At 66.9% G+C, this 26390-nt stretch carries 23 protein-coding genes; 8 read left to right on the top strand and 15 right to left on the bottom strand.

Annotated features, from left to right (window positions below; all coding sequences use genetic code 11):
* Positions 1-173 precede the first annotated feature (173 nt).
* The 3 genes from NA11_RS14900 to NA11_RS14890 are packed head-to-tail and all read left to right on the top strand — an operon-like array spanning position 174 to position 3717.
* Positions 174-1580, top strand: a complete 1407-nt coding sequence (locus NA11_RS14900) for a DUF4328 domain-containing protein (RefSeq protein WP_069162468.1) — start codon at positions 174-176, stop codon at positions 1578-1580.
* A gap of 44 nt (positions 1581-1624) precedes the next feature.
* Positions 1625-3148, top strand: coding sequence for an aldehyde dehydrogenase (gene adh / locus NA11_RS14895; RefSeq protein ID WP_069162467.1), 1524 nt, complete (start codon positions 1625-1627; stop codon positions 3146-3148).
* On the top strand, positions 3148-3717 hold the full coding sequence (locus tag NA11_RS14890) for a DUF779 domain-containing protein (RefSeq protein WP_245745887.1): 570 nt from the start codon (positions 3148-3150) through the stop codon (positions 3715-3717). Before adh ends, NA11_RS14890 begins: the two co-directional genes overlap by 1 nt.
* Here the strand turns inward: NA11_RS14890 and NA11_RS14885 are convergent, their stop codons facing one another.
* A complete protein-coding gene (locus NA11_RS14885; protein WP_069162466.1) occupies positions 3718-4722 on the bottom strand; it encodes a 1-aminocyclopropane-1-carboxylate deaminase in 1005 nt (334 codons plus the stop codon).
* A 34-nt stretch (positions 4723-4756) separates the two neighbouring features.
* The gene (locus tag NA11_RS14880) at positions 4757-5419 is read right to left on the bottom strand and encodes a GntR family transcriptional regulator (protein WP_069162465.1); all 663 of its coding nucleotides are present in this window, start codon (positions 5417-5419) and stop codon (positions 4757-4759) included.
* A gap of 215 nt (positions 5420-5634) precedes the next feature.
* Between NA11_RS14880 and NA11_RS14875 the strand changes: the two genes are divergently transcribed.
* The 5 genes from NA11_RS14875 to NA11_RS14855 all read left to right on the top strand — a co-directional run bounded on the left by NA11_RS14875 (position 5635) and on the right by NA11_RS14855 (position 10302).
* A complete protein-coding gene (locus NA11_RS14875) occupies positions 5635-7329 on the top strand; it encodes a DUF8832 domain-containing protein (protein WP_245745886.1) in 1695 nt (564 codons plus the stop codon).
* Positions 7326-7742: a FixH family protein gene (locus NA11_RS14870; protein ID WP_069162464.1), complete on the top strand. Its 417-nt coding sequence runs from the start codon at positions 7326-7328 to the stop codon at positions 7740-7742. Before NA11_RS14875 ends, NA11_RS14870 begins: the two co-directional genes overlap by 4 nt.
* 61 nt (positions 7743-7803) lie before the next feature.
* Positions 7804-8958 (top strand): hypothetical protein, encoded by a 1155-nt coding sequence (locus tag NA11_RS14865; protein WP_069162463.1) that lies wholly within the window; start codon positions 7804-7806, stop codon positions 8956-8958.
* Positions 8955-9500, top strand: a complete 546-nt coding sequence (locus tag NA11_RS14860) for a hypothetical protein (protein ID WP_141717588.1) — start codon at positions 8955-8957, stop codon at positions 9498-9500. The genes NA11_RS14865 and NA11_RS14860 overlap by 4 nt, the downstream gene beginning before the upstream one ends.
* A 220-nt stretch (positions 9501-9720) precedes the next feature.
* A complete protein-coding gene (locus NA11_RS14855; protein WP_069162519.1) occupies positions 9721-10302 on the top strand; it encodes a vitamin K epoxide reductase family protein in 582 nt (193 codons plus the stop codon).
* Between the two features lie 43 nt (positions 10303-10345).
* Here NA11_RS14855 and NA11_RS14850 read toward each other — a convergent pair whose 3' ends face one another.
* The 13 genes from NA11_RS14850 to NA11_RS14790 form a co-directional block, all read right to left on the bottom strand.
* Positions 10346-11410, bottom strand: coding sequence for a DUF8320 family protein (locus NA11_RS14850; protein WP_069162461.1), 1065 nt, complete (start codon positions 11408-11410; stop codon positions 10346-10348).
* Positions 11400-12641 carry an ATP-binding protein gene (locus NA11_RS14845; protein WP_069162460.1) on the bottom strand — a complete coding sequence of 414 codons (1242 nt, stop codon included), beginning with the start codon at positions 12639-12641 and terminating at the stop codon, positions 11400-11402. Before NA11_RS14845 ends, NA11_RS14850 begins: the two co-directional genes overlap by 11 nt.
* 207 nt (positions 12642-12848) lie before the next feature.
* Positions 12849-13685 (bottom strand): hypothetical protein, encoded by an 837-nt coding sequence (locus NA11_RS14840; protein WP_141717587.1) that lies wholly within the window; start codon positions 13683-13685, stop codon positions 12849-12851.
* A gap of 92 nt (positions 13686-13777) precedes the next feature.
* A complete protein-coding gene (locus tag NA11_RS14835) occupies positions 13778-14539 on the bottom strand; it encodes a bestrophin-like domain (protein WP_069162458.1) in 762 nt (253 codons plus the stop codon).
* 56 nt (positions 14540-14595) lie between these two features.
* Positions 14596-15681, bottom strand: a complete 1086-nt coding sequence (locus tag NA11_RS14830) for a polyprenyl synthetase family protein (RefSeq protein WP_084654627.1) — start codon at positions 15679-15681, stop codon at positions 14596-14598.
* A complete protein-coding gene (gene ispG / locus NA11_RS14825; RefSeq protein ID WP_069162457.1) occupies positions 15678-16799 on the bottom strand; it encodes a flavodoxin-dependent (E)-4-hydroxy-3-methylbut-2-enyl-diphosphate synthase in 1122 nt (373 codons plus the stop codon). Before ispG ends, NA11_RS14830 begins: the two co-directional genes overlap by 4 nt.
* Positions 16796-18610: a 1-deoxy-D-xylulose-5-phosphate synthase gene (locus tag NA11_RS14820; RefSeq protein ID WP_069162456.1), complete on the bottom strand. Its 1815-nt coding sequence runs from the start codon at positions 18608-18610 to the stop codon at positions 16796-16798. Before NA11_RS14820 ends, ispG begins: the two co-directional genes overlap by 4 nt.
* On the bottom strand, positions 18607-19569 hold the full coding sequence (ispH, locus tag NA11_RS14815; protein ID WP_069162455.1) for a 4-hydroxy-3-methylbut-2-enyl diphosphate reductase: 963 nt from the start codon (positions 19567-19569) through the stop codon (positions 18607-18609). The genes NA11_RS14820 and ispH overlap by 4 nt, the downstream gene beginning before the upstream one ends.
* The gene (locus NA11_RS14810; RefSeq protein ID WP_069162454.1) at positions 19566-21845 is read right to left on the bottom strand and encodes a terpene synthase family protein; all 2280 of its coding nucleotides are present in this window, start codon (positions 21843-21845) and stop codon (positions 19566-19568) included. Before NA11_RS14810 ends, ispH begins: the two co-directional genes overlap by 4 nt.
* 21 nt (positions 21846-21866) lie before the next feature.
* Positions 21867-22895 carry a polyprenyl synthetase family protein gene (locus NA11_RS14805; protein WP_245745885.1) on the bottom strand — a complete coding sequence of 343 codons (1029 nt, stop codon included), beginning with the start codon at positions 22893-22895 and terminating at the stop codon, positions 21867-21869.
* Between the two features lie 161 nt (positions 22896-23056).
* Positions 23057-24463: a family 2B encapsulin nanocompartment shell protein gene (locus NA11_RS14800; RefSeq protein WP_069162453.1), complete on the bottom strand. Its 1407-nt coding sequence runs from the start codon at positions 24461-24463 to the stop codon at positions 23057-23059.
* Positions 24464-24966: 503 nt separating this feature from the next.
* Complete coding sequence (locus tag NA11_RS14795) at positions 24967-25359, bottom strand: nitroreductase/quinone reductase family protein (protein WP_245745884.1); 393 nt, start codon at positions 25357-25359, stop codon at positions 24967-24969.
* Between the two features lie 93 nt (positions 25360-25452).
* A complete protein-coding gene (locus NA11_RS14790; protein ID WP_069162452.1) occupies positions 25453-26355 on the bottom strand; it encodes a LysR family transcriptional regulator in 903 nt (300 codons plus the stop codon).
* Between the last annotated feature and the right edge of the window lie 35 nt (positions 26356-26390).

Raw genomic sequence — 26390 nt, 5'->3', positions numbered from 1 at the left:
GTCGCACCGCCTCAGCGCGGATTTCGAGGCCGGAACAGCTAGCGTGACAACAGTTTCGAGCTGTCGCGCCCGGTGAACGCCCAGTTTGCCCCGCGTTACTGATTGCCATACCCCTTCCGCTTCGACGGTGTGTCATACTGTCCTGTTTCGGATTTCACGATTGCGGGGGATTTATGGCCATCAACTACACCGAATACGGTCGCGGAGCAAGCATTCCGTCCCCTACGGCATCGTCGTTTCGCTCGATCCGCGGGCTGGGGTTCGTCGTCGTCGCCGGCGCTGCAGTGGCCACGGGACTGCGCGCGGTCGAGCTGTTGCTCACCTGGGAGCTGGTCGAGCGGTTCGGGGATTGGGAGCGGGACACGGTCGATGCCTCGGCGTACCTCGCGAATCTCGAGGAGGCAACGCAATCCATCAGTGGCGTGGCGTTGACCTCGGTGCTCGTGCAACTACTGGCCAGCGTGCTGTTCGTCGTCTGGGTCTACCGCGCTCGGGCCAACGCTGAATTGCTCTGCTCCGCGCAGCATCGCCTTCCCAAGGTGTGGGCCATCGTAGGTTTTCTCCCACTGGTGAACTGGGTGGTTCCGCCCATCCTGGTCGACGACATCCAGCGCGCGAGCAATCCGACCACACCGCGAAACGCTGTGCGCCTCTTTCCTTCCCCGCTGACGTGGATTGTCGTTGCGTGGTGGTTGTCCTTTGTGCTCGGAGCCTGCACGCTTTTCGTGGCTTACCTGCTCTCTATCGGCGTCCGGTACGGATTCGCACCTTCCTCGGGCCCCGCGCGTGCCGGGTTGCTGGTGCAGTCAACGAGCCTGGTCCTATGGACCACCGCCGTTGTCCTCCTCGCCGTGCTGCTGGCCCGAGTCGGACGATGGCAAGCAGACCGAGCGGACGGCATCGGCGCAGAGCCGATGGAACAGCCGTCGGCGCCGGCTAGTCGACCCGCGGTCCAGGCTGCGCCGAACGGCGGTCTCGGCATGGTCGCGGCCGTGCTGAGCGGCACCGTCGTCATCGGGCCTGCGTTGATCGCCATCGCCTCGCCCAAATATCAGGCGGTGCGCGACGCTCCCGACGGCTCGGCAGCGCATGAAGCGGCAGTGGATGCGTGGGCACCACTGACGCTCTTGGGGACCGCGGTCTGGGCTTTCACGCTGTTCCTCGCCGGAGTGTCGTTCTTGGCTTGGCTGTGGCGGGCCAGGCTCATTGCAGAGCGGCTGGCACCGGGCGGGCACCTGCTGAAACGTGGTTGGACAATCGGCGGCTGGTTTGTCCCCCTGGCCAATCTCATCCTGCCCGCCCTTGTCGTCGGAGACGTGCATCGAGCCAGCCGCACACCCGCGCACGCGGGCGCCGCCACAGCGAGCTACAGCATGGTGGTGGCGGGCTGGTGGCTCAGCTGGCTCACGACCTGGATTTGGACCTGGCTCGCTTTGCTGCTCCTGCAACCGGTCTTGTGGTGGGGCGCAACGGCATTCTTCGCGCTGACCGCGGCTTTGCAGGTAACGATCATCCGGCAGGTCGACCGCGGGCAGCGGCCGGCATTCGTTCCCAACGATGATGCAACGTTGGGCAACTAGTGTCGTGGATCACAGTGTGACCGTTGTGAACGCTAGGAGCTTTGATGACTGCTTATGCCCGTCCGGGGTCGCCGGATTCCCCGGTTTCGTTCCAAGCCAGGTATGACAATTGGATCGGTGGCCAGTGGGTGGCACCGGTCAAGGGGCAGTATTTCGAGAATTCCACGCCGGTTACCGGTGAAACCTTTTGTGAGGTAGCGCGTTCCACCGCCGAGGATATCGAGCTCGCACTCGATGCGGCGCACGCCGCTGCACCCGCCTGGGGGAAGACGTCGGTGGCGGAGCGGGCCGTGATCCTGAACAAGATCGCGGATCGCATCGAGGAGAACCTCGAGGCGATCGCGGTGGCGGAGACGTGGGACAACGGGAAGCCGATCCGGGAGGCGGTGGCCGCCGATATTCCGTTGGCGGTGGATCACTTCCGGTATTTCGCGGGTGCCATTCGGGCACAAGAGGGTTCGTTGTCGGAGATCGACGCGGACACGGTGGCCTATCACTTCCACGAGCCGTTGGGGGTGGTCGGGCAGATCATTCCGTGGAACTTCCCGATCCTGATGGCGACGTGGAAGTTGGCGCCCGCGTTGGCGGCCGGGAACTGTGTCGTGCTCAAGCCTGCCGAGCAGACCCCGGCCTCGATTCTGTTCCTGTGGAGCATCATCGGTGATCTGCTGCCGCCCGGCGTGGTCAATATCGTCAACGGTTTCGGTGTCGAGGCGGGCAAGCCGCTGGCGTCGAGTAACCGGATCGCCAAGATCGCGTTCACCGGTGAGACCACCACCGGCAGGCTGATCATGCAGTACGCCTCGCAGAACCTGATCCCGGTGACGCTGGAGCTCGGCGGCAAGAGCCCGAATATCTTCTTCTCCGATGTGATGTCGGCCGATGACGACTTCTTGGACAAGTCGCTGGAGGGGTTCACGATGTTCGCCCTGAATCAGGGCGAGGTGTGCACGTGTCCGTCGCGTTCGCTGATTCAGGCCGACATCTTCGACCGGTTCCTCGATCTGGCCGCGCTGCGGACAAAGGCTGTGCGGCAGGGCGATCCGCTCGACAGCGAGACGATGATCGGTGCGCAGGCCTCCAACGATCAGCTGGAAAAGGTGTTGTCCTACATCGAGATCGGTAAGGGTGAGGGCGCACAGTTGGTGACCGGTGGGGAGCGCGCGCTGCTCGGCGGCGACCTGAACGGCGGCTACTACGTGCAGCCGACGATCTTCACGGGCCGCAACTCGATGCGGATCTTCCAGGAGGAGATCTTCGGTCCGGTGGTGTCGGTGACCTCGTTCACCGACTACGACGACGCGATCTCGATCGCCAACGACACCCTGTACGGTCTCGGCGCCGGCGTGTGGTCCAGGGCGGGCGACACCGCGTACCGGGCAGGCCGCGATATCAAGGCGGGCCGGGTGTGGACGAACACCTATCACCAGTATCCGGCGCACGCGGCGTTCGGTGGCTACAAGCAGTCCGGCATCGGCAGGGAGAACCACCGGATGATGCTGGATCACTATCAGCAGACGAAGAACCTGCTGGTCAGCTACGCGCCGAAAGCCATGGGATTCTTCTGATGTCGATGGACGTCGCGGGAGGGGGCGCCACGGTGCGTGTCGCCCCGCCCCGTCTGGTCGCGACGGAGGCGGCGACGGCTTTGCTGCGCCGCCTCCGTGAGAGGCACGGTGCGCTGATGATGCACCAGTCCGGCGGATGCTGCGATGGCTCGTCGCCGATGTGTTATCCGTTGGGGGAGTTCATCATCGGCGATCGCGACGTGCTGGTCGGCATCATCGATCTGCGTCTCGCGGTCGGCGAGGTGCCGACGACGCTGCCGTCCGCGGATCTCGACGCCGTGCCGGTCTGGATTTCCGGCCCGCAGTTCCAGGCGTGGAAACACACGCAGCTCGTGATCGATCTGGTGCCGGGCCGCGGTTCCGGTTTCAGTCTGGAAGCACCCGAGGGTTGGCGATTCCTCAGCCGGGCAAGGGCTTTCAGCCAGGACGAGAACGCCACACTGGCTGCGAAGCCGCCGCTGCTCGGCGCCGAGTACGCCGAGGGCGCCCGGCCGCCGGTGCCGGACGCGGCCCAGGTGGTTGCGGAGGCGGTGGACGCCTGCCCCATTCCCGGGCCGCCGATCGGCTGATCAGAAGATGCCGCTATAGGCGTTCAGTGCAGGCTGGCCGCCGAGGTGTGCGTAGAGGACGGTGGCATCGGTAGGGATGAGCCCGGTGCGAATCAGGTCGATGAGTCCGGCCATCGACTTGCCCTCGTAGACGGGGTCGAGAACCATGCCCTCGAGGCGGCCGCTGAGCCGGATGGCTTCGACGGTGGAGTCGACGGGAATGCCGTAGAGATCACCGGCCCAGCCGTCGAGCACGGTGATCTCGTCGTCGCGCAGGTCGCGGCGTACGCCGATGAGTTCGGCTGTGCTGCGGGCGATCTTCTCGACCTGTGCGCGGGTTTCGGCGAGGGTGGCCGTGATGTCGATGCCGAGTACCCGGCGCGGCCGGTCCTGGTCCGCGAAGCCTGCGATCATGCCCGCCTGCGTGCTTCCGGTGCCTGCGGCCACGATGATCGTGTCGAAGAAGACGCCGAGCTCGCGTTCCTGCCGTTGCACTTCGTAGGCCCAATTGGCGAAGCCGAGGCCGCCGAGCGGATGGTCGGAGGCGCCTGCGGGGATCGGATATGGCGTCCCTCCGGTGTTTTTGACGTCGTCGAGCGCCTGATACCAGCTGTCCTTGAAGCCGATTCCGAATCCGGCTTCGACGAGACGCACATCGGCGCCCATGATGCGCGACAGCAGGATATTGCCGACCTTGTCGTTGACCGGATCCGGCCAGTCGACCCAACTCTCTTGCACCAGTACGGCTTTCAATCCGGTCCTGGCCGCGGCCGCGGCGACCTGCCTGGTGTGGTTGGACTGCACGCCGCCGATGCTGACCAATGTGTCCGCGCCCTTGCTGAGCGCGTCGTGCACCAGGTACTCGAGCTTGCGAGTCTTGTTGCCGCCGAAGGCGAGTCCGCTGTTGCAGTCTTCGCGCTTGGCCCAGATGCGGGCGCCGCCGAGATGCTCGCTGAGCCGTTCCAGCGGATGGATGGGGCTCGGGCCGAACAGGAGCGGGTAACGCTGGAAGGAGTCGAGAGACATAGTGCTTCCTAGGGTGGTGCCAACGGGATTGCGTTCAGGGAGTAAGGGTTTCGAGCAGCGGCAGCAGCGTCTGCCAGTTCACGCGCACCGCGGCCACCGCACCTTCGATATCGCCCGCTTCGCATCGCTCGATGATGCGATCGTGCTGCGCCACCGAACCGCGGCCGCTGAGCGAGGCGAACCGTAGGCGTTCCACCCGGCGCAGGACCGGGGTGTACTGCTCGAGCACGGCGCGCAGCGCGTCATTGGCGGAGGCGGTGGCGGGGACATCGTGGAAGTCGTCGTCGGCGGCGAGCGCCGCGTCGACGTCGTTGCGGTGCAAGGCATCGGCGAATCGGGCGTTGGCCGCGCGCATGGCCGCGAGTTCGCCGTCGCACAGGTTGGGCAGCGCCTCGCGGATCGCGAGTTCGTGCATCGCGCCGGTCACTGCCTGCGCAGCTCGGATGGCGCGGACGTCGAGTGGGCTGACGATGGTGTAGCGGCCGGGTTTGGTCTGCACCAGGCCCGCCTGTTCGAGCCGCATGAGTGCCTCGCGCACCGGAGTGCGGCTGACGCCCAACCACTTCACCAGATCGCCGTCGTTGAGGCGTTCGCCGGGGGCGAGGGTGCCGTTGACGATGGCGTCGCGGATCGCCCAGTAGGCGTTGTCCCGCAGCAGTGACCTGGAGACGAGACCTTCATCGTGTGGAACCGGCATGCAATATATTGCATGCGACTGGAGGGGTGATGTCAAGAGGCAGGCGACGGATTGGCCTGGTAATAGCGGTAGTTCGTCCTGATCGGAGGGGTGGGCCGCGCGGATCGGCGCGCATTCTCCGGGACATTCCCTGAGCGGGCATCATCCCGACGGGGGAGGCGAGATCCCCTCTGGAGGTGATGATCTGGTTCGTCGGCGTCCCTACCATGGCGATCGTGACTGTCGCCCGCGCCGTTCGCCGTCGCGTCCTGCTCGTCGCGGGGCTGTGGCTCCTGCTGCTGTCGGCCGGGGCGGCGCCCGCGTTCGCCGACTCCGCCGCGGCGGGTGGGGATCTTTCGGTCGCACAGTCGCTCGGCGATCGCGAACTGACCGTCGTGTTGCGCCGGGTGACGAGTGTGCCTGGACCGCTGCGGGTGGATGTCGTGACCCATACCGGCACGGCCGCAGGGCGTCTCACCGTCGCAGCGACGCCGACCGGTGTGACAGACGGCAACTCGTCGCTGCCCGCGCCGGGCGTGTCCACCGCAGAGTCGTTCGTCGAACTCGGTGCCGCACCAGGGATGTACTCGGCCACCCTCGACATGGACCGGCCTGGCCCGTGGGAACTCGCGATCGGCGACGGCACCCGGGTGGCGCGAATTCCGTTCGTGGTGCCCGCACAGGTCATCTCGCCGCCGGAACGTTTGGTCTATGTCGGCTTCCTGGTCGCCGGTGTGCTGCTACCGGTTTCAGTTCTGGTTGCGATGCGCGCACGGCGCACTGCCTGGGCATTGCTGCCCGCCGGTGGCATGGTCGCCGGTGTCGCGGTATCGGTGACGGCCGCGCTGCTCTCGGTGTCGTTGCCGCTGCCGCCGCAGCCCGGCGGTCAGCTCGACCCCACCGTGGACAATGTCAGCGATCCGTATGCCCTGAATCAGCCGATGGTTTCGGACTTCTCCCGTCCGCCCGTGCTGCTCACCGTCGAGGGCGGACCGCTGCCCGCCGGGCGGCCCGGCGATCTCAATCTGGTGCTGATCGACGCCGCCACCGGCCTGCCTGCCGACGATCTCGTCGTGCACGACAGCGCGCTCATGCATCTGCTGGTGGTCGGCCCGTCCGGCGGGCTGTCGCATCTGCATCCGATCCGGACCGGACCGGGTCGCTATCAGGTTCATCTCGCGGCGCCGGAGGCCGGGCGTTCCGCGCTGTCCGCCGAAGTGGCGCGGCGTGGTGGCGGTGTCCAGATGGTGCGCGCGGCAACCGGTTTCGTGGCGACGCCCAATGATGGGGCGCCTGCGAGCAATTCGGGTGCTCCTACCGGCACTGCGGGTGCCCCGTTGCATCTCGGGGGCAGCGCCACCTCGGCGTCGACCACGGTGAACGGCACCGCGATCACCGTCCGCACGTCCGCCGCGGTCGCTGGGACTCCCACCACTCTCGTCGCCGAGATCGGTGACAGCGCCGACCTGCAGCCGTGGCTCGGGATGGTCGGTCATCTGATCATGGCGGGGCCGTTACCGGACAATGCGGCGGATATCGCTGCGGGCGTGCAGGACTCGGCGATCTGGGGGCATGCCCATTCGATGGGGCCGACATCGATGCACGACATGGGCAGCACGAGCGGGCACGATATGGGCAGCAAGCCAGGGATGAGCGAGCACAGCATGCCGGGGATGAGCGGGCACGACATGCCAGGGATGAGCGAGCACGGCGCCACCGCCCCGGCACGCGGCGTCATGCTCATGCCGCCCGTCAACGGCGAGAGCGCACCCGACGAAACCGTGGCCGCCTACGGCCCCGATGTCCCGTTCACCTACACCTTCCCGATCGCAGGCCGCTATCGACTCTGGATCCAGGCCGAAAGGCAATACACCGTGCTCACCGTCCCTGTCGTGCTGGATGTCGCGCCTGCGCCGGGAGCGCACCGATGAGCACCTTCACCGGGAAACGCCTACTCATCGCGGTCGCCGTCGTGCTCGTGCTCGCACTGGCGGGGAGGTTGGTGTGGCCGAGTAAATCCGGTCCGGTCGTCCTGAAAACCGGTACGCCGCAACACCTCGTCACCGTCGCGATCGACAGCCTGCGCATCGGCGACACCGCAGTCGACGTCACGGTCACCGATCGCGCCGGCGCACCGATCGACCACGCGACAGTGCGGGTCCAAGCCGTTCAGCAGCTGATGGGGCATGCCGGAGAACCCATTCCGATGACTGCCACCGGTGGCGGCCGCTTCCGTGCTCCCGTGCTGTCGCTGATGATGGCCGGACCGTGGGAGCTGCGGCTGTCCATCGACGCACACCACGGCATCGATGACGTGTCAGTGCCGCTCTGGGTCGGCGGCTGACCACACTCGAGCGCACGAGAACAACAGAAGGAAACGTCGAAGCACAGGAGGACCGCTCGCTATGAATGTCTCAGCACCGTCCGACGCGAGCGAAGACCGCGCCGGACCGAAAAACCGCACGGCCACAGCAGAATCCGACAACAGCACCGCGGCCCGCCTCGGCGCCTGGGTGGTCTTGCTCGGCACCGTGGTGACGTTGATCGGCCTGAGCTGGGATATCCAGTGGCACAACCAAGTCGGCCCTGACACCTTCTTCACCCTGCCGCATCTGTTCTTGTACGCGGGCAGCGCGATCTCGGGCTTCGCCTGCCTGGCCATGGTGTTCATCGCGACCTTCGCGCAACGGGCAGGCAGGCCGGTGCCCAGGCAAGGCGGCCCCGCCATCCGTGTTTTCGGCAGCAACCTGACGGCGCCACTCGGCTACATGATCGCCGGTGCGGGCGCCGCCCTGTTCCTGGTCTACGGCCTGCTCGATCTGGAGTGGCATTCGATCTACGGATTCGACGCGGTGCTCAACACTCCCTCGCACGTCGCGCTGTTCCTGTCGATCACCCTCACCATGATCGGCAGCATCATCGTCTTCGCCGCGCATCGCGACCACGGCTGGGGTCGATTCGGCATCGTCCTCGCGATCCCGGTGCTGCTCACCTTCGCGCCGATTCCGGTGCAGGGCTTGGAGAATTTCGACCTGCCCGTCGATCCGACCACCCTCGGGACCGTGCTGTTCGGCCCGCTGCTGCTGGTGCTCGGCGCGGCGGTGCTGGCCCGCGCCGGTGCCGCGATCGCCATCGCGGTGGCGCTCGGCATCATGCAGGTGCTGCTGTGGTGGTTCTCGCCGTGGGCCGCCGAAACCTACGCCTCGGCCATCGGTTTGCCGCTGCGCGACGGTCTCACCGACCGCGCGCCTGCCCTTCCTGCCCTCATGCCGATGTTCCTCATCGTCGCGGCCATAGCCGTCGAAGGTCTGTTCTGGCTGGCCCGCACGCGCGGGTACGACGCCAACAAGATCGTGCTGGCCGCGGGCGCGGTCACCGGTGTCGTTGTGGGCGTGACGTTCCCGCTGCAATTGAAACTCACCAACATGGCTTCGCACCTCTCGCTCGAGATCCTGGTGACGATGGGGCTGCTCGGCATTCCGCTCGGCTTGCTTGCCGGCTTCTTCGGCGGCCGCTTCACCCGCATGCTGCCCGCGCCTGCGATGGAGACACTCCGATGACCGCCCTCCGTAAGGTCGCCGTCACCGTATTAGTCACGGTGACAATGGCATTGGTCGCGATCGCGCCCGCATCGGCCTACGCTCCCGTCGATATCGTGCACACCGAGCGCGTGCAAGTGGGCCCCTATGCCCTCACCGTCGGCTTCTCCACCTGGCCGATTCGCGCCATGAAGTCCCTGGACTTCACCTTCGTGCCGGACGGCGGCATCGCCGACAAATCCGGAACCTTGAAGATCGAGGGTCCAGGACTGCGGCAGGGCAGGCGCCCCGCACCGCTCGTCCGCCACCCACGCAAGCGTGACAACTGGGGTCTCGACGTCCGAGCCTTCGACGACCCGGGCGACTACAGCTTCACCTTCGCCATCGACGGCCCCCTCGGCCACGGCGAAGGCACCCTGTCCGGCGTCCACATCCTCGACCAACCAGGACCGCCACTTGCGCTCAGCTGGACCATCGGCTCCCTCCCGTTGATCGGCCTCATCGTCTTCCTCGGGGTCGCCTGGCGACGGACGAAGCCAGGCCGTCAACCCTTGACGGTCTGAACCGGTTCGGTCGTTTCGGCTGCTCGGTGCGCAGCGCAATGATCGAGAAATGATGTGCGTGCGGGAACGGCTGCTCGCCCGGCGTCGATGAGACGGGTGGTCCGTGGTATTCGGGCCGAAATCCTTCGAGGAGAGGCCGATTCAGGATGCAGAACGCCGAACACAACCGCACGATCCTCCTCCGGGTCACGGTGGCAACCGTGTCGATCGCGGCGGCCCAGTGATCACCGCGTCGGCCAGGGGCGCTTGGGTGCTGCTGATCGGCGGTCTAGCCGGTTGGCTGGCCGCGGTCGTGCTGACCATCGAGCGATTCGCTCTGTTCACCGATCCGAAGCACGTGCCGTCGTGCAGCATCAACCCGATCCTGTCCTGCGGCTCGGTGATGGAGGCCGAACAGGCGGCCGTGTTCGGGTTTCCCAATCCGATCATCGGCATCGTCGGCTTTTCCGTGGTGGTGACGCTCGCGGTGCTCAGTGTCGCTGGTGTCGGCTTCCCGCGCTGGATCTGGGTCGGGCTGTGGCTCGGCACCGTGGCCGGTGTCGGCTTCATCGGCTGGCTGATCTTCCAGAGCATCTATCGAATCAACGCGCTGTGCCCGTATTGCATGGTGGTGTGGGCGATCATCACGCCGCTGCTGGCGGTGGTCACAAACCAGTTGTGGGGCAACTCGAAAGGACCGCTAGGGGCGCTCATAGCATGGCGCTGGGTCTTCGTCGCGCTGTTCGTCGTGGTGATCCTGCTGTTGATATTCCTGCGATTCGAATATTACGGTTTTCCTAGGGTCCCAGCTCTCGATGAGTGAGAGCGATTGTGCGGCAGCGTCTCTGAACTAGGCCGGACGTGGTTCAGCGGGGAGTGACAGGGACGCTTGGTTGTTCGTCTGTGGCGGTGCGGTCGAGGGTGACGGTCACCGTGCCGTCGTGGTCGATTTCGGTGCGGCGATTGCGGGTGTTGTCGGCTACCAGGACGGTGGTCAGGTTCCGGCGGCCCGGCGGGAGGACGCGGACGGTGACCCGGCCGCGGTCGGTGCCGTTCAGTTCGCGGATGACGACGTCGCGGACCAGGGTGGCGATGCGGGGTGCGGCGAGGGCCAGGCCGCCGTCGTCGAGGAGTATCACTTCGATGCCGCGCTTGCGGGCGGTGCGCGCGGCGGCGAGCAGGTCCGCGGTGGACAGCTGTGGCGCGCGGAGTTCGTCGCGGAGTTCGGCCTCGAGCAGCCGGCACTCTTCGCGTTCTTCGAGGGTGCACGGGACAGCGGTGGCAATACGCTCGAGCACGGGGCGGGCCTGGCGGTCGAGGCGGTCGAGTTGGCGTCTGCGTTCGGCATTCTGGGCATCGAGTCTGGCCTGCTTCGCAGCGCGGGCAGCCGCCTCGAGCTCGAGTTCGTGCAGCGACCGCAGGGTCGGTCGCATGATCGCCGCGAAGGTGGCCGCGACGGCAACGATGACCAGAGGCACGACCGCCTGCACGTAGGCGGCCGCTCCACCGCCCGCGGCGAGCACGATGGCGAGCCAGGTGGCCGCAGTTCCGCACCAGGCCACCAGGTTTCGGCCGCGCACCACCAGAATCGCGAGTGCGATGCCAGCGGTGTAGGCGCTCCACACGTTGGTGTGTGCGTACAGCTGCGCGCTCACCTGGTCGTGGACGATGAGGGTGGCGATCGGGCCCGCTGCGGCGACGAAGATCGCCGACGACGTGTGGATCGGCGCCGCCGTGTCGAGGATGACGACGAGCGTGGCGGCGACGATGAGCGCGGCGGCGAGGTACATGGACGTCGACAGCGGAAGCTCGGCGCGCCGCACCGAGCGGATCATGACCGCCGCGTCGGTGGCGAGCATGAAGAGGATGACCGTCGCCATGGTGGAGCGCCGACCGCTGAGTACCCTGCCGAGGTCGCCGTCAACTGTCATCCGGGACAGTCCATTCCAGGGTGACGCGGGTTCCGGCGCCAGGACGGGAGTCGATGATCGCGCGGCCGCCTGCTTCGCGCATCCGCTGCCGGATGCTGACGGTGAGACCGAGCCGGTCGCCCGCCGCCCGACCCGGGTCGAAGCCTGCACCGTCGTCGCGGACGACGACGGTGATGCCGCGAGCCCGCGCCACGATCGTCACTTCGCGCGCGACCACCCGGCCGGGCACCGCGGCATGGCGCACGCTGTTGCGGACGGCTTCGGCCGCGGCCTGCGCGAGCGCGGCGACCGCGAGGGAATCGATACACAGGTCGTCGGAGCGATAGTCGCGCCGAACCCGCACGCGCAGTTCGGTTTCGGTGGCGCCGGCCACCTCGCGCGTGATCGCCTCGATCGCCTCGACATCGGTGCACAGTTCGCTGACCCGCCCGAGCACGGCGAATTGACCGAGCGCCGTCTCGGCCTGCCTGGCCAGCATCGTCGCGTCGCCGCCGCGTGCGGCGTCGAGGAGCGTGGCGAGCACCTTGTCATGGATCATGCCCGCGAATCGGGCTCGCTCGCTGGCGCGCGCTTCGGCGGCCAGCTCGTCCTGGGGGTGTGCGCGTGCGCGTTCCGCGTCGAGCAGGCGGGCCGCCCGCTGCGTCAGCTCCGTGAGGTAGACGAACGCCGCGGAGGTGCCGAGGATGCGCACCGCGGTGAGCGCGAACTCGGTCCAGCTGGTGTCGCCGGTCGCCTGCCCGGTGGACGCCGCCGCGAGCAGGCCGACGCCGACGAGGTAGCTCGACATGGCAGGCGTCCGCCAGACCAGCGTCGCCGCGACACCGGCGAGCGGAACCAGTCGATAGACCCACGCCACGTCGTCGGTGATCTGCCCAGGCGCGACCGCGAAGCCGGAAAGCGCGATGGCAATCGCGAATACCGCGGCGTGCGCGGTCGCGATCTTCCGCACCGTCGGCAGCGTGACCTGCAGCGCGGTCGTGGCCAGCAGCAGCGCGGTGCCGAAAACCCCGGCGAGGGTGAGCATTGTCCACCAGGCCGCGAAGTGGTGCGACTGCCTGGCGATCTCCGCGGCGTTGCCTGCGCCGAAGATCCAGGTGCCGAGGCCGAGCGCGAACGCGAGCATGCGATCGACGCATTCGGCGGCGGCGCGCAGCGCGGTCGAGCCCTGCAGCCAGTGGTTCGGCCGGAAGGACGTCGCTCGCGTCAGCAATGACGGCGCCGTCGACGTCATCCCGGCTCGCTGGCCTCGTGGTCCAGTTGTTCGGTTTCCCCCACCCGATCATCAATCACTGACGATTCCTCCCGTGGTCGCCATCGAAGGCGGAGCGTTCGTCAGTGGATCGCAATGTTCAGTTGTATGAGTCGCTGACGAGCAGTCTGCCTGAGCGGATGTTATGCGGAGAAACGCTATTCGTCATGCCCGCAGAAGTTGGGTGGTTTATTCTGAGCGGTTGTGGCGCCGAACGATCGTCGCGCCCGTTCGGACCGTGGTCAGCACCGCGATCAGCATGATTGTCACGAGTTGCAGCATGTTCCACGCGACGGGATCGACGGTGGGTTCGGCGGCCTCGCGGCGGGTGATCGGGGCAATGGGCACGGCGGATGGGACGCGTGGTGCGGTCGGTGCGATCGCGTCGACGGGTTCGTCAGGGGGCTCGACGGCGGGGATGACCGGCGCCTGCGGCGGTTCGAGCAGGAGCGGCAGGCCCGGCGGCGGGATCTGGATCGGTGGCAGGAGCAGCAGACAGGTCAGCAGTGCGCTGCCGGACAGTGCGCTGCCGACGGCCGCGCTGCCGAGCGCGGAACCGCTCGACCCGCGGCCACTGCCGGTCACGATGCCGAGCATGATCATCGCGCTGCCTGCGACGGCGCTGCCCGCGCACGCGGTCTCGACGCTGCCGGTGGTGATTTCCGGTGTGGGGAGCGGGTCTTCCGCGGCGGGTGCCAATGCGAGTGGTTGCGGGTCGGTGTAGGCACCACTCGTGGTGGTGCTGCCGAGGTCTCCGCTGCCGGTTCTGGGTGCCAGACCCAGGCTCAAATCGCCCGCCGCCGTGGTTCCTTCGGCGCTGCCGAAGTCCCCGCTACCGGTTCCCGGCGCCAGTCCGAGACCCAAACCGCCGCTCGCAGAGCCGGTCTCGTTGGAGCTCGGCGACGCACTGCCGCTGACGATCTCGCCGATCGGTGGCAGCGCCGGAAATGGCGGGTCGGCTGCCGAGACGGGCGGCCGGCCCGCGAGCAGAACCGCGGCCAACGGCACTGCCGTTGTCGCGGCCAAAGTTCTTGCTAGCCTTCGTGTTCGCCTGTCATGGCTGCCTGACGCCATCTGCTGCCGTCCCGTCCGTTGTCGTATCTGCCGGAAGAGTTCGGCTAGGTGATGTGCTGATAGCGCGACAGCGCCAGTTCGAAAGCGTCCTTGGAGACGATGTTTCCGCCGGAGAAGGGCCGATCGAGGTTGTAGACGGCCATCACCGCGGTACCGACCACGACACCGAGCAACCCCGTCATCACCACGCTGCGAAGGGTGACTTTGACGCCGGACAGCACCCCGCTGAACAGCAGCAGCACGGTGCTGAACCACAGTGCGGTGTACAGGAATCCGGGCATGCCGAGGTTGGTATCCAATGCACGGTCCTGGCGGGCCTGCGCCACCGCGTCCAGGCCTGCCAGTGCCGTCGCCCGCAGATCGGTGACGTCGGACTCCGGTGATTGGACCGCAGCCACGGTGTCGCGCAGGGTGTCGAGGATGTCCTGGGTGGACTGACTGAGCTTGTGGTCGCGGTCCATCGTCGTCCACTCCTCGGTGACGACGCTCTCGGTGTAATCCTTGACCAGGCCCTGAATCCGGCTGTGGTCGGGCTCAGGCATGCCGTGCGCAGCCCAGTAGACGTCGACGAGGGCCTTGGACTCGGCGACGGTGTGGTTGTGTGCGTTGTCGTACTGCTGCCAGCAGATCACCACGACGAACGCGGCGACGGCCATGAAGAGCGTATTGATCAGGTCCACCACCAGAGCGCCTGGCGAATCGTCCTCGGTCTGCCGCCACGCAGGCGGTCGCAGCCGGTCGCCGACTACGAAAACGATGACCGCGAGGACTGCGGCCGCGATGGGCACGGCTAGTTGTAAAACCACGGAGCGACACCACCTTTCGAGACGAGCGACGAGCTGGAACGGAGAGCGGTGCCTGCCTAGGCGGTGCGGGCAACGGCGACATCGGCGACGTAGCGCAGCGCCTGGATCACCGCTGCGGGTAGCGGTGCGTCGTTCAGTGCGTGCTGGGCTTGCGCCCATCGGGTCCGGATCATCGCCTCGACGTGCGGGCGGCCCGCGGCGGCGAGGACGTCGCGGCACGTGGCGGCCCGCTGCTCGTCCAGCTCCGGATCGCCGAGTGCGGCGTGCAGCTGGTCGGCCTGCGCCGGATCCGCGTGTTCCAGCGCCAAAGCCACCAGGGCGGTGTGCTTTCCGTCGCGCAGGTCGTCGAGGTTGGATTTGCCGGTGATCGACGGATCGCCGTAGACGCCGAGCAGGTCGTCCTGCAGCTGGAACGCCTCGCCGAGCGGTCGGGCATAGGCCGAGAGTGCCGCAAGGACTTCGGGATCGGAACCGGCGAGCACGGCGCCGAGTTGCAGCGGGCGTTCGCAGGTGTAGGCCACCGTCTTGTACCGGATGATCTCCATCGCACTGCTGAGATCGCTGGACGGGCACGCGGTGGTGAGCAGGTCGAGGTACTGGCCGTACATCACCTCGGCGCGCATGCCGTCGAGCACCGTGAGCGCGGCCGCGAGCTGGCCTGCGGTCAGCCCGGCGGTGTGCAGCAACTCGGCCGACCACACCATGGCCAGGTCGCCGAGCACGATCGCGGCGTGCGCACCGAATTGCCTTGGGTCACGGCGATTCTGATGCCTCGCGGCCAACACCCGGTGCACGGTGAGCTGGTCGCGGCGGGTATCGCTGTTGTCGATGATGTCGTCGTGGATCAGCACGGCGGCGTGGAACAGTTCGAGGGACGCGGCGGCCTGCACGACCGACGCGGGCACGTACCCGTCGCCACCGGCGGCATGCCAGCCGAGGACGCAGAGCAGCGGCCGAAACCGCTTGCCGCCTCCGGTGACAAAGCCGTGCAGGGTCCCGGTGACTTCGTCGGGCAGTGCCGGTTCGGCGTCGGGGCCCGCCTTGGCGCGCAGGAAATCGTCGAGCGTGGCATCGATCCTGGTGCGGATCTCGTCCATGCCGAGCGACGCCGGTGCTATCGGTTCGACACGTGCGCCGGTCATGAGATCCCCTCCTGTGCCTGATCGATGTCCTCGGTGAGCGTCATGGCCTCGGCTAGCAGGGTTTCCACGATGAGGTGCTCGGGGACGGTGCGAATCACCTTGCCGCGGACGAAGATCTGCCCCTTACCGTTGCCGGAGGAGACACCGAGATCCGCCTCGCGCGCCTCGCCGGGTCCGTTGACGACGCAGCCCATGACGGCGACGCGCAGCGGGTACGGAAAGCCCTCGAACGCCGCCTCCACCTGGCTGGCCAGCCGATGGATGTCGACCTGGAGCCGCCCACAGCCTGGGCAGGACACGATTTCCAGCTTCCTCGGCCGTAATCCGAGCGACTGCAGGATGTGACAGCCCGCCTTCACCTGGTCCACCGGCGGCGCGGAGATCGACACCCGGATGGTGTCGCCGATGCCCTCGCCGAGCAGGATCGCGAAGGCGACGGCCGATTTGATGGTGCCCTGGAACAGCGGCCCTGCTTCGGTCACCCCGAGGTGGAGCGGGTAGTCACAGCGTTGCGCGAGTAGGCGATTCGCCTCGATCATGGTGCGCGGGTCGTGATGCTTGACCGCGATCTTGAGGTCGGTGAACCCGTGCTCCTCGAACAGCGTCGCCTCCCAGAGCGCGGATTCCACCAGCGCCTCGGCGGTCGCCGCGCCGTGCCTGGCGAGCACCCGTCGATCGAGCGAGCCGGCATTGACCCCGACTCGGATGGGAACCCCCGCTGCCCCAGCGGCTTTCGCGATATCGCCGACGCGATCGTCGAACTCCTTGATGTTGCCAGGATTCACTCGCACCGCGGCACAGCCCGCATCGATCGCGGCGAAGACATAGCGGGGCTGGAAGTGGATATCGGCGATGACGGGCAGCGGCGAGCGGGCCACGATGGCGGGCAGCGCGGCCGCGTCGTCCGGGGTCGGCACCGCGATCCGGACGATATCGCAGCCCGCCGCGGTCACCGCCGCGATCTGTTGCAACGTGGCGTCGATGTCGGCGGTGCGGGTGGTGGTCATGGTCTGCACGGAGATCGGCGCGCCGCCGCCGACCGGCACTCCGCCGATATTCAATCGGCGGGTGTGATGGCGCGGCGGTGCGGTCGACAGGATGAGATCGTCGGTGGTCACTGGGTGCCTCTCTCGATCGGTGTCGGCAACTGCCTGGCCCGGACCACGGTGTCGACGATGCCTGTTGCGCAGAGCCCGGATTCGACGAGAATGTCGCGACGATGGCCGTGCGCGAGGAAGCGGCGTGGCAGCGCAACCGGGTGCACGGGCACCATGGCGCCCGCCGCCGTGAGGGCGTGCGCGAGCGCAGCGCCGACGCCGCCCGCGCCGATGTTGTCCTCGACGGTGACGACCACCCGATGCGCGGTCGCGAGGGCGATCAGTTCGTCGGCGATCGGCAGCACCCAGCGCGGATCGGTGACGGTCGCGGCGATCCCGCGGTCGGCGAGCAGCTGCCAGGCGGCGACGCACTCGGTGGCGGTGGGCCCGACGGCCACCAGCAAGACCTCGGCGGCCGGAGCGCGCAGCAGAATGTCCAGGGCCGCAATGCGTTCGATTGCAGGGACGGCATGGCCGATGCTCGCCTTGGGAAATCGCAATGCGGTCGGCCCGTCGTGGTAATCGACTGCCTCACTGAGCAATTCGCGCAATCGCTCGGCATCTCGTGGCGCCGCGACGCGGAGCCCTGGGACCGTGCCGAGCAGGCTGAGGTCCCACATGCCGTGGTGGCTCGGACCATCCGGGCCGGTGATGCCCGCGCGATCCAGGACGAAGGTGACCGGAAGCCGATGCAGGGCGACATCCATCAGGAGCAGGTCGTAGGCGCGGTTCAGGAAGGTCGCGTAGATGGCGACCACCGGATGCATGCCCGCCGCGGCCAGACCTGCCGCACTGGTCACCGCGTGTTGCTCGGCGATGCCGACGTCGAAGCAGCGCTCCGGAAAGCGTGCGGCGAAGGTGGCGAGGCCGGTCGGCCCCGGCATGGCGGCGGTGACGGCGACGACATCGCTGCGGCGCGCGCCGATCTCGGCGAGTTCGGCGGCGAAGACCGCCGTCCACGTCGGTGTCGGCCTGGCGCCTGGCTTCGCGGCGGGGCCTGCGGTGTGCAACTTCTCCGGATGTGCGCAGGCCGGGGCGTAGCCCTTGCCTTTGACGGTGCGCACGTGCACGACCACCGGACAGCCGAGTCCGCGCGCCTGATGCAACACGGGTTCCAACGCGGCGACATCGTGACCGTCGACCGGGCCGAGGTACGCGAAACCGAGGTGCTCGAACAGATTCGGCGCATCCGCGCGACCGGGTAACTCGCCGAGATGGGCGGCGACAGCGCCGACGGTGGGCGAATAGGAATGCCCATTGTCGTTGAGCACCACGATGACCGGCCGATCCTTGGCCGCGCCGATGTTGTTGAGCGCCTCGTACGCCATCCCGCCGGTGAGCGCGCCGTCGCCGACGACGGCGACGACGGCACGATCGCCGTCCCCGATGATGGCGCGCGCCTTGGCGATTCCGTCGGCGTAGCCGAGCGCGGTGGAGGCGTGGCTGTTCTCGATCACGTCGTGGACGGACTCTTCGCGGAGCGGATAACCGGACAGCCCACCGGGTTGGCGCAGCGTCTCGGCGAACGCGCGCTGTCGTCCGGTCAGGATCTTGTGCACGTACGCCTGGTGGCCGGTGTCGAACAGCAGTGTGTCGCGCGGTGATTCGAAGACGCGGTGCAGTGCGATGGTCAGTTCGACGACACCGAGATTCGGGCCGAGATGACCGCTGACGACGGTGACCGTCTCGATGATCATCGTGCGGATCTGTGCGGCGAGCGCAGGCAGCAGCGCGAGCGGCACGGCCCGCAGGTGCTCGGGGTTGGCGATTGCCGACAAGCGCACGGCAGCAACGGCGGGCGCTGCCTGAGTGGTCGGTAGTGGAGCGTTCATGGCAGGCGCCTGACGGCCGTCGGTGCGGCGAAAGCGATGTCTTCGACGGCCGTGACGTGTTCACGGACGGTGACCGGCCCCCAGGTGCGCAGTGCTTCGATGACGCCATCGACCAGCGCCGCCGGTGCGGACGCGCCCGCGGACAAGCCGATGGTCGTCGCGGCGGCGAGCCACTCGGGCGCGATCTCCGTTGCGTCATCGATGAGATAGGCCGGGATGTTGTGGCGTCGGGCGACTTCGACCATGCGCTGGGAGTTGGACGAATTGGCGGAGCCGAGCACCAGCACCAGATCGCTGCGGTCGGCAATGGCCTCGATCGCGCGCTGGCGGTTGGTGCTCGCGTAGCAGATGTCGGAGCTGGCCGGCTCGTGCAGGTCGGGAAAGCGTTGGCGCAGTGCCCGAATCGTCTGGTCGGTCTCCTCGATCGACAGGGTGGTCTGGGTCAGGATGGCGACCCGGCGCTCGTCGGGGACCTGGAGCGCGGCGGCCTCGGCGGGTGTGTCGATTACGACCGTCACCTCGGGAGCCTCGCCCGCGGTGCCCTCGACCTCCTCGTGGCCCGCATGCCCGACCAGCACGACGGTGTCGCCCCGCGCGGCGAAACGCCGTGCCTCCGCATGGACTTTCGTGACGAGCGGACAGGTGGCGTCGACCACGGTGAGTTCGCGCTGTCTGGCCTGTTCGCGCACGGCGGGGGAGACGCCGTGCGCGGAGAACACGACCGTCGCACCCGGCGGCACCTCGTCGAGTTCCTCGACGAACACCGCGCCGCGGGCGGCCAGATCGGCGACCACGTGGGTGTTGTGCACGATCTGCTTGCGCACGTAGACCGGGTCTTGTCGATCCGGCGCGGCGAGCAGCCGTTCCACGGTGTCGATGGCGCGCTCCACCCCGGCGCAGAAGGAGCGCGGCGAGGCGAGTAATACCGTTCTCGCGCGGAAGAATTCGAGCCTTGTCATGGTGCAACTCCCTGCTCCGCAGGCATCCGGTCGAGCGATCGCTGGAGTCCGTCGATCCGGACGGCGCTGGTGCCGATGCCGGTGGGGTGGCGGAAGTCGTAGCTCGGCTTCGGCGCAGCCGCGGGCCGATAGCGTTCTTCGAGCTGTGCCTCCGGGTAACGGCCGCTGTGCCGATGCCAGTTCAGGATCGCGGCCATCCAGTCCTGCAGTTCCTCGGCTCGTCGGTCCAGTGCGGCGCGTGCCTCCGGGGTGAGGTCGTATTCCTCATAGAGAGTGGGCAATTCGCTGGTGACGATGCGTTCGAATTGGTGCATGCGGGCGGTCATCAGATCGTTGACCATGCCGACCGCCTCGTCCTTGCCGCACTCCAAGAAGTTCCGCAGCACGGTGACCGCGTTGTGGAAGTCGCCCTCGTACTGCGTCTCCTTCTGATACGAGAACAGGTCGTTCAGCAGGGTGGCGTAGTCGCTCGCGGTGTGCTCCAGGTCGGCGATCGTCTGGGTGCGATAGACCTTCGGCGGGACGAGTTGGCCGTGCGAGAACCTGGACAACGCCATCGTGAGATCCGAACCGAAAGTGCGCCTTCGCATTTCCACGTAGTCCACCGGATCGGGAATGCGATTGGTGATGTCGTTGGCCACCTCCCATTCCGAGGCGGCGAGGAAAACCTCGACGACACGGCGGAATTCCTGTTTCTCGGCGCCGTCGAGTACCGCGGTCGTCCGACTCCAGAGTTCCGTGAGCGCGCGTTCCATGGCGTTGGTGGCGGGCGGTGCCGGGTCGGCGTCGAGCGGCATGCAGGCGGCGAATCGTTGGCTCTGCTGTTTTGCTCCGATCATGTCCTTGTGGCTGCCGAACACCTGCGGGTAGTAGTCGTCGACATAGGTGCCCCAAGCCAGCCAATTCGTCGCGAGGTCGAGCTCGGCGATGGTGGCGTCGGGATCGATGCCCGCCGCGCACAGAGCCAAGTCGCATTCGACCAAATCCTTTGGCCGCCACAGTGGTCGGCCACCGAGCTGGGGTATCGGCTCGTGCAGACCGATCCGTGCACCCCAGCTGAGCAGGTTCTCGCGTGCGGTGTCGAGGAGTGGATTCAGCCGTAACTCGTAGGGCATATAGATCTCCGGCAGTGCGGTCGGGCCGACTTGCTCGAACCGGGGACGCACGAAACTCTTTATTCGGGTCGGGCTGAGCGTGGCGCTGACGACGGAGAACGCATAGGCCGCGGCGGTGCCGAGGCCGACCGGCTTGCCGAGCAGCACCGGATTGCTGTCGGCGGTGCGTCCCTTGTTCATGTAGCGGCTGGACCGCATGTGCCACTCGTGCCCACCGGATTGCCAGTCCTGCAACCCTTTTGCATAGGTCACCACCGCAGCCTGATCCGCCGGGCCCACCGTGTGTTCGGCGAACAGCATCGGCAATTCGGTGAAGGTGGTGTGCTCGAACTGCTGCAACCGTGAGGTCAGCAGATCGTTGACGACATCGGCTGCGTGCTGGGTCTCGTAGCCGAAAAACTGTTCGACCACGAGGATTCCGTTGGCGTTCTCGCCCTCCTTCTGCACCTCGCGCTCGTAGGAGAAGATGTCGTTGCGCAGGTGCACCGCGTCGGCGAAGGTATCGCGCAGCACCTCGAGCGGCCTGGTCGCGGCGAGGCGGGCAGGCACCTCCGCACCGACCGCGTGTTCGACCAGGTTGGCCGACCACGGCGCGCCGCCGACCTTGCGGCGCATCTCGATATATTCGATCGGGTTGGCGATCCGGCCCTCGGTGATATTGGCCAGCTCCCACAGCGATTCGTCCAGCAGCGCGGTGGTGGTCGCGGCGAACCGCTGCCGCCAGTCCATCGACATCGCGGGCACGGTCCTCGTCCACAGATCGGCGAGGCCGCGCTCGACCGGGTTGGTCGGCTCCGGCATCGGGCCGCCGTCGAGTGGCATGAAGTCCTGCAGCCTGGCCAGGTACTTCTTGGCGCCCTCGGTGTCCTTGGTGCGCTTGAACAATTCGAGGAAGTGGTCGTCGAAGTAGAACACCCACACGTACCAGTCGGTGATGAGATCCAGCTCCGTGCTGTCGCATTCGGGGTGGGTGTAGGCGCACAGCAGGCCGTAGTCGTGCTGCTCGAGGTCGGCGGCGTCCCAGATGTGGTGGCCCTCTTGCGGTTCGAAGAAGCCCATGGTGGCGGCCCAGATCCTGGTGTGCGCGCGGGCGATGTCGACGTGTGGATTGAGGCGCGCCGGATACGGCATGTAGAAATCGGGAAGTTCGAAGGGCTGCATGTCATCTCCTCACGGTCGGCATCAGCGGTTCCGGCGGGACACCATGTGCGCGAGCACCACCAGATCCGCGGCCGCGGCGGGGTTGGCCAGTGCGGCGATCGCCGCACGCACCCGGCGTTCGGCGTGCCGCAGGGTGCCTTGCCGCCCGCCTGCCGACTCGACCAGGGCCGCCGCGCGGGCGACATCCATGCCGCCGGTGGCGGACTCGTCGGCGTACATGGTCGCCAGCTCGGTCGCCGCCGCCGTTCCGGAATCGAGCGCCGCCACCACCGGTAGCGACATGGACTGCCGTGCAAGGTCGTTCGCCGGCTTGCCGGTGACGGCGGGGTCACCCCAGATGCCGATGAAGTCGTCGACGAACTGGAAGGCCATGCCGAGCTCGCGCCCGAACGTGTCCATCGCCGACACCGTCGTTCGATCCGCCTTCGCACACAGGGCGCCGAGTGCGCAGGCGCACCCCATCAGCGCGCCGGTCTTGCCCATGGCCATGCGTGCGTATTCGTCGATATCGACCCGCCTGCCCGACCCGAAGCGGCAGTCCTCGTGCTGGCCGCGGCACATCTCGATGATCGCCTGCTCGAGGGTGGCGACCGCGGTCATGGCGGTGGGTCCAGGCAGCCCGGTCACCAGAACCCGCGCCGCCAGGGCGTGCAGCGCGTCGCCGAGCAGCATCGCATCGGCGATACCCCACACGGTCCAGACCGCGGGCCGCCCGCGTCTGATCCGATCGCCGTCCATGATGTCGTCGTGCAACAGCGTGAAATTGTGCACCAGCTCCACGGCGACGGCCGCGGACAGCGCGGAGCGCGGGCCTGCGCCGCAGGCCACTGCCGCGCTGACGGTCAGCGCGGGCCGCAACGCCTTGCCAGCGGGTTCGTGCACCGGGGTGCCTTCGGCATCGCACCAGCCGAAGTGATAGCGGCCCATCAGCCCGAGAGGTTCGGGCAGTGACGAAACCGCCTCGCGTAGTAGGGGATCACACATCCGCCTGACCCGTGCCAGGATCTCCGCGGCCTGCCGGGCTGCTGCCGTGGAGGTACTCTCGACCATCGCCACGCACATACCTTCCCTTGTCACTGGAAGAACGGAATCGCTTGCGGGCGTGCCGATCTCGCCGTCGGTCGGATGTCCGCCGACGGCGCGCACCATGGTGATCGGATCGGAAAGCCGCTGCGGGCGCCGCACCGCGGCGACCGCTGTTCCGTGACGGGTCAGCCTGCCTGCCTGGCGACCGAGACGTTGTCGAGGATGCCGAGTGCGTCCGGCACGAGCACTGCGGCCGAGTAATAGCAACTCACGAGGTAGGAGATGATCGACTGGTCGTCGATGCCCTTGAACCGGACGTTGAGGCTCGGCTCGTATTCATCGGGGAGCCCGACTTGATGCAATCCGATGACGCCCTGGTCCTTTTCGCCGGTGCGCATCGCCAGAATCGAGGTGGTTTGGGTGTCGCTGACGGGGATCTTGCCGCAGGGGAAGATCGGTACGCCGCGCCATGCGGGTACGCGATGGCCGTCGACGTCGACCGGGTCGGGATACAGGCCGCGTTTGCTGCACTCGCGCCCGAATGCGGCGATCGCTTTCGGGTGTGCGATAAAGAGTTTCGTGCTGCGCCGCATGCTGAGCAGCTCGTCCATATCGTCCGGAGTCGGCGGACCTGACTCCGTGTAGATGCGCTGCTTGAGATCGCAGTTGTGCAGCAGCCCGAAGTCGCTGTTGTTGACGAGGTCGTGTTCGCGGCGTTCGTAGAGCGCTTCGATGGTGAGTCGCAACTGCTGCTCGGTCTGATTCATCGGATCGTTGAACAGATCAGCGACGCGGGTGTGCACCCGAAGCACGCTCTGGGCCAGGCTGAGTTCGTATTCCCTTGGGCTGGCGTCGTAGTCGACGAAGGTACCGTCCAGTTCGGGCTCGCCTGCGTGGCCCGAGGTGATCTGGATCGCCGCCTCGCCCTGTTTGTTCTGCGGCTTGGTAGCGGCGTCCGCCACGCGCGAGAGTTGCTCGCGAAGTGCAGGCGTGTTGTCGAGGAATTCGTCGAGTGACTGCCTGGGAAGCACCAGCATGGTCGTCCTGGTGACCGCCTTGACGGTGACCGGCCAAATGGCCGAGTTGTCGGTGAGGCATTGGTCGCCGAAGTAGTTGCCGCCCGCCAGGATTCCGACCATCGTCTGCTCACCGTATTCACCGGTGCCGATCTTGTTCAATTTCCCGTGCACGATCAGCATGACCTGATTCATCGGGTTACCGAATTCGGCGACGACGGTGCCCGGTTCCAGATCGCGCTGTTCGAACCGCTGGGCCAATGCGGCAAGTACTTCCTCGTCCTCCAGGTCGTGCAGCTGCGGCAGTTCGCGCAGTTCCTGGGGGATCACCCTGGCCTGCGAGCCCTCGACGATGTATTCGACTTCACCGTTGCCGACGGTATGGGTGAGGCGGCGGTTCACCCGGTAGATACCGCCGCTGACCTGCGTCCACGGCAGCATTCTCGTCAGCCAGCGCGAGCTGATGCCCTGCATCTGTGGCTCGGACTTGGTGGTGGTCGCCAACTTGTGGGCGGCCTCGGTACTCAGACTCTTGCGGACGTGATTGGTGGTACTGACAGACATTTCGATTGTCATGTTTTATCCTCACCTCGAAATGATCACCGGGACAGCCGAAGCGGAAATTAGAGTCGGTGATTTTTCAGATTCGACGGCTTTGTCGACGACAAGACAGTAGGCGGCGGGTAGTCGACAGGCGCTGTGCGCTCGAGCGAATTTTGTTACACGACAGGGGGTTTAAGACGCTGCTAATGGTAGGCCGCGGCACCGGCCGCCCGCAGTGAAAACTCGAATATCCATGCGTTCTGTTCGGATGGTTACGACATGTAGCCGATCGGATCAACGGTGGATAACGTTCCGATTCGAATCGCGTAAATACAGACAGATCGCTTGTGCGCAGCTATCTTCCAGCCGCCGATATGTGGACTGGTCGGCCTGGTCGCGCGTTTGCCCATGCTGGCTCCGTCGGGGCGAATTCCGCTGGGAGCTCTGCTAATTCCTGTTGGGCGACTCGTATACCTCGCTGGCGGTTGCCGCGCTGCTCGCGGCGATCGACTGGGCGCTACAGGGCGGTCCCGCCGTCAGTCCAGATCGACGCGGATGGTCAGGAGGTTGTTTCCGACAGCCCATACCCCGGCGCTGTTGATGCGCGGCAGGCTCAATAGGCGGCGACGGGCGTCGTCCTCGGGCATCAGGTGCGCGGTGCCGGGGTACCACTGCCCGCCGAGCCGGACGCGGACGGCCGGGTTCGCCTTGATGTTTTGGACGTACTGAGACCGCTCGCCGTATTCGGAGACGAACCAGAACTGCGCGCCGGTGCGCCGACCGCCGATCGGGGTGATTCGCGCCAGTCCGCTCTTGCGTCCGATGGTCTCCAGAAGCGCATGACTGGTGAAGCGCCGTGCGACCGGGTTCACGACATTGCGTTGGATCACGGCCATGAACCTTTGCTTCGGATCGGCTGGTGCCGGCACGGCCCCTCCAATGAGATAGTCGAGACAAATAACGTTCGATTGTCTCGATGCTATCGGCTGCGGCCTCGGTCGGCAAGGGGCCTGCAGCTGAGGTCAGGGCAGGTCCTGGAGTGCGGCGCGGATCACGGCGAGAAACCAATGCTGCGCAGGGCTGCGGCCCGGGGTCCGGCGGGTGTAGGCGGCGACCTCGGCGGGCTCGATGGGCCACGGCAGCTCGAAGGTGCGGACCGGGTGGGTTCGGGACAGGGCGCGGCCGATGCGTTGCGGCACGATGGCGACGAGCTCGCTGTCCTGCACGACGTAGGGGAGGGTGGCAAAGCGGGTGACGCGCACCGCGATTCGTCCCTCGAGGCCGTGGGTACGCAAGGCTTGGCGTGGGGCGGTGTGCCCGGTGGTTCCGTCGACGACGATGTGGCGTTCGTCCCGGAGCTCGGCGTCGGTCGGGGTACCTTTGCGCAGGCGCGGGTGATCATTCGAGACCATGCCGATGTAGCCCTCGGTGAACAGCGGAACCCGGTTGACCCGTGTCGAATCCAGCAGCGGGCTGGCCACGATCGCATCCACCTGGCCGCGGGTCAGCTGATCGACGGCGGTGTCGACATCGAAGGCGTGCACCTGCAGGGTGGCCGCCGGTGCGCGCGCCTCCAGCTCGGCGATCACCAGCGGCAGCACGTTGACCTCGCCGAGGTCGGACAGTCCGAGCGCGAAGCTGATCGGCCCGGACGCATCGAAATCCTTTGCCGCGCCGATGGTTACGTCGAGCTGCTCGATGGCGGTACGCAGCGGCGGATAGAGCCGCTCGGCCTCCGAGCTCGGGAGCAGCCCGCCGGGGCCGCGCACGAACAGTTCGTCGCCGAGCTTGCGGCGCAGCTTGCCGAGGCCGTAGCTGACCGTGGGTTGGGTGACGCCGAGCACGTCCGCGGCGGCCGTCACGCTGCGCGTCTCGTAGAGCAGGACGAAGGTCCTGATCAGGTTGAGATCGAACTCGGCACCCATAGATCTCCTCTATATAGATCTCGAAAAACATCTAT

Origin of the sequence: Nocardia altamirensis NBRC 108246 (assembly GCF_001612685.1) — a bacterium.
Lineage (GTDB): Bacteria > Actinomycetota > Actinomycetes > Mycobacteriales > Mycobacteriaceae > Nocardia > Nocardia altamirensis.
The sequence above is the reverse complement of the archived record's forward strand: the minus strand, read 5'-3'. Positions and strand labels throughout refer to the sequence as shown.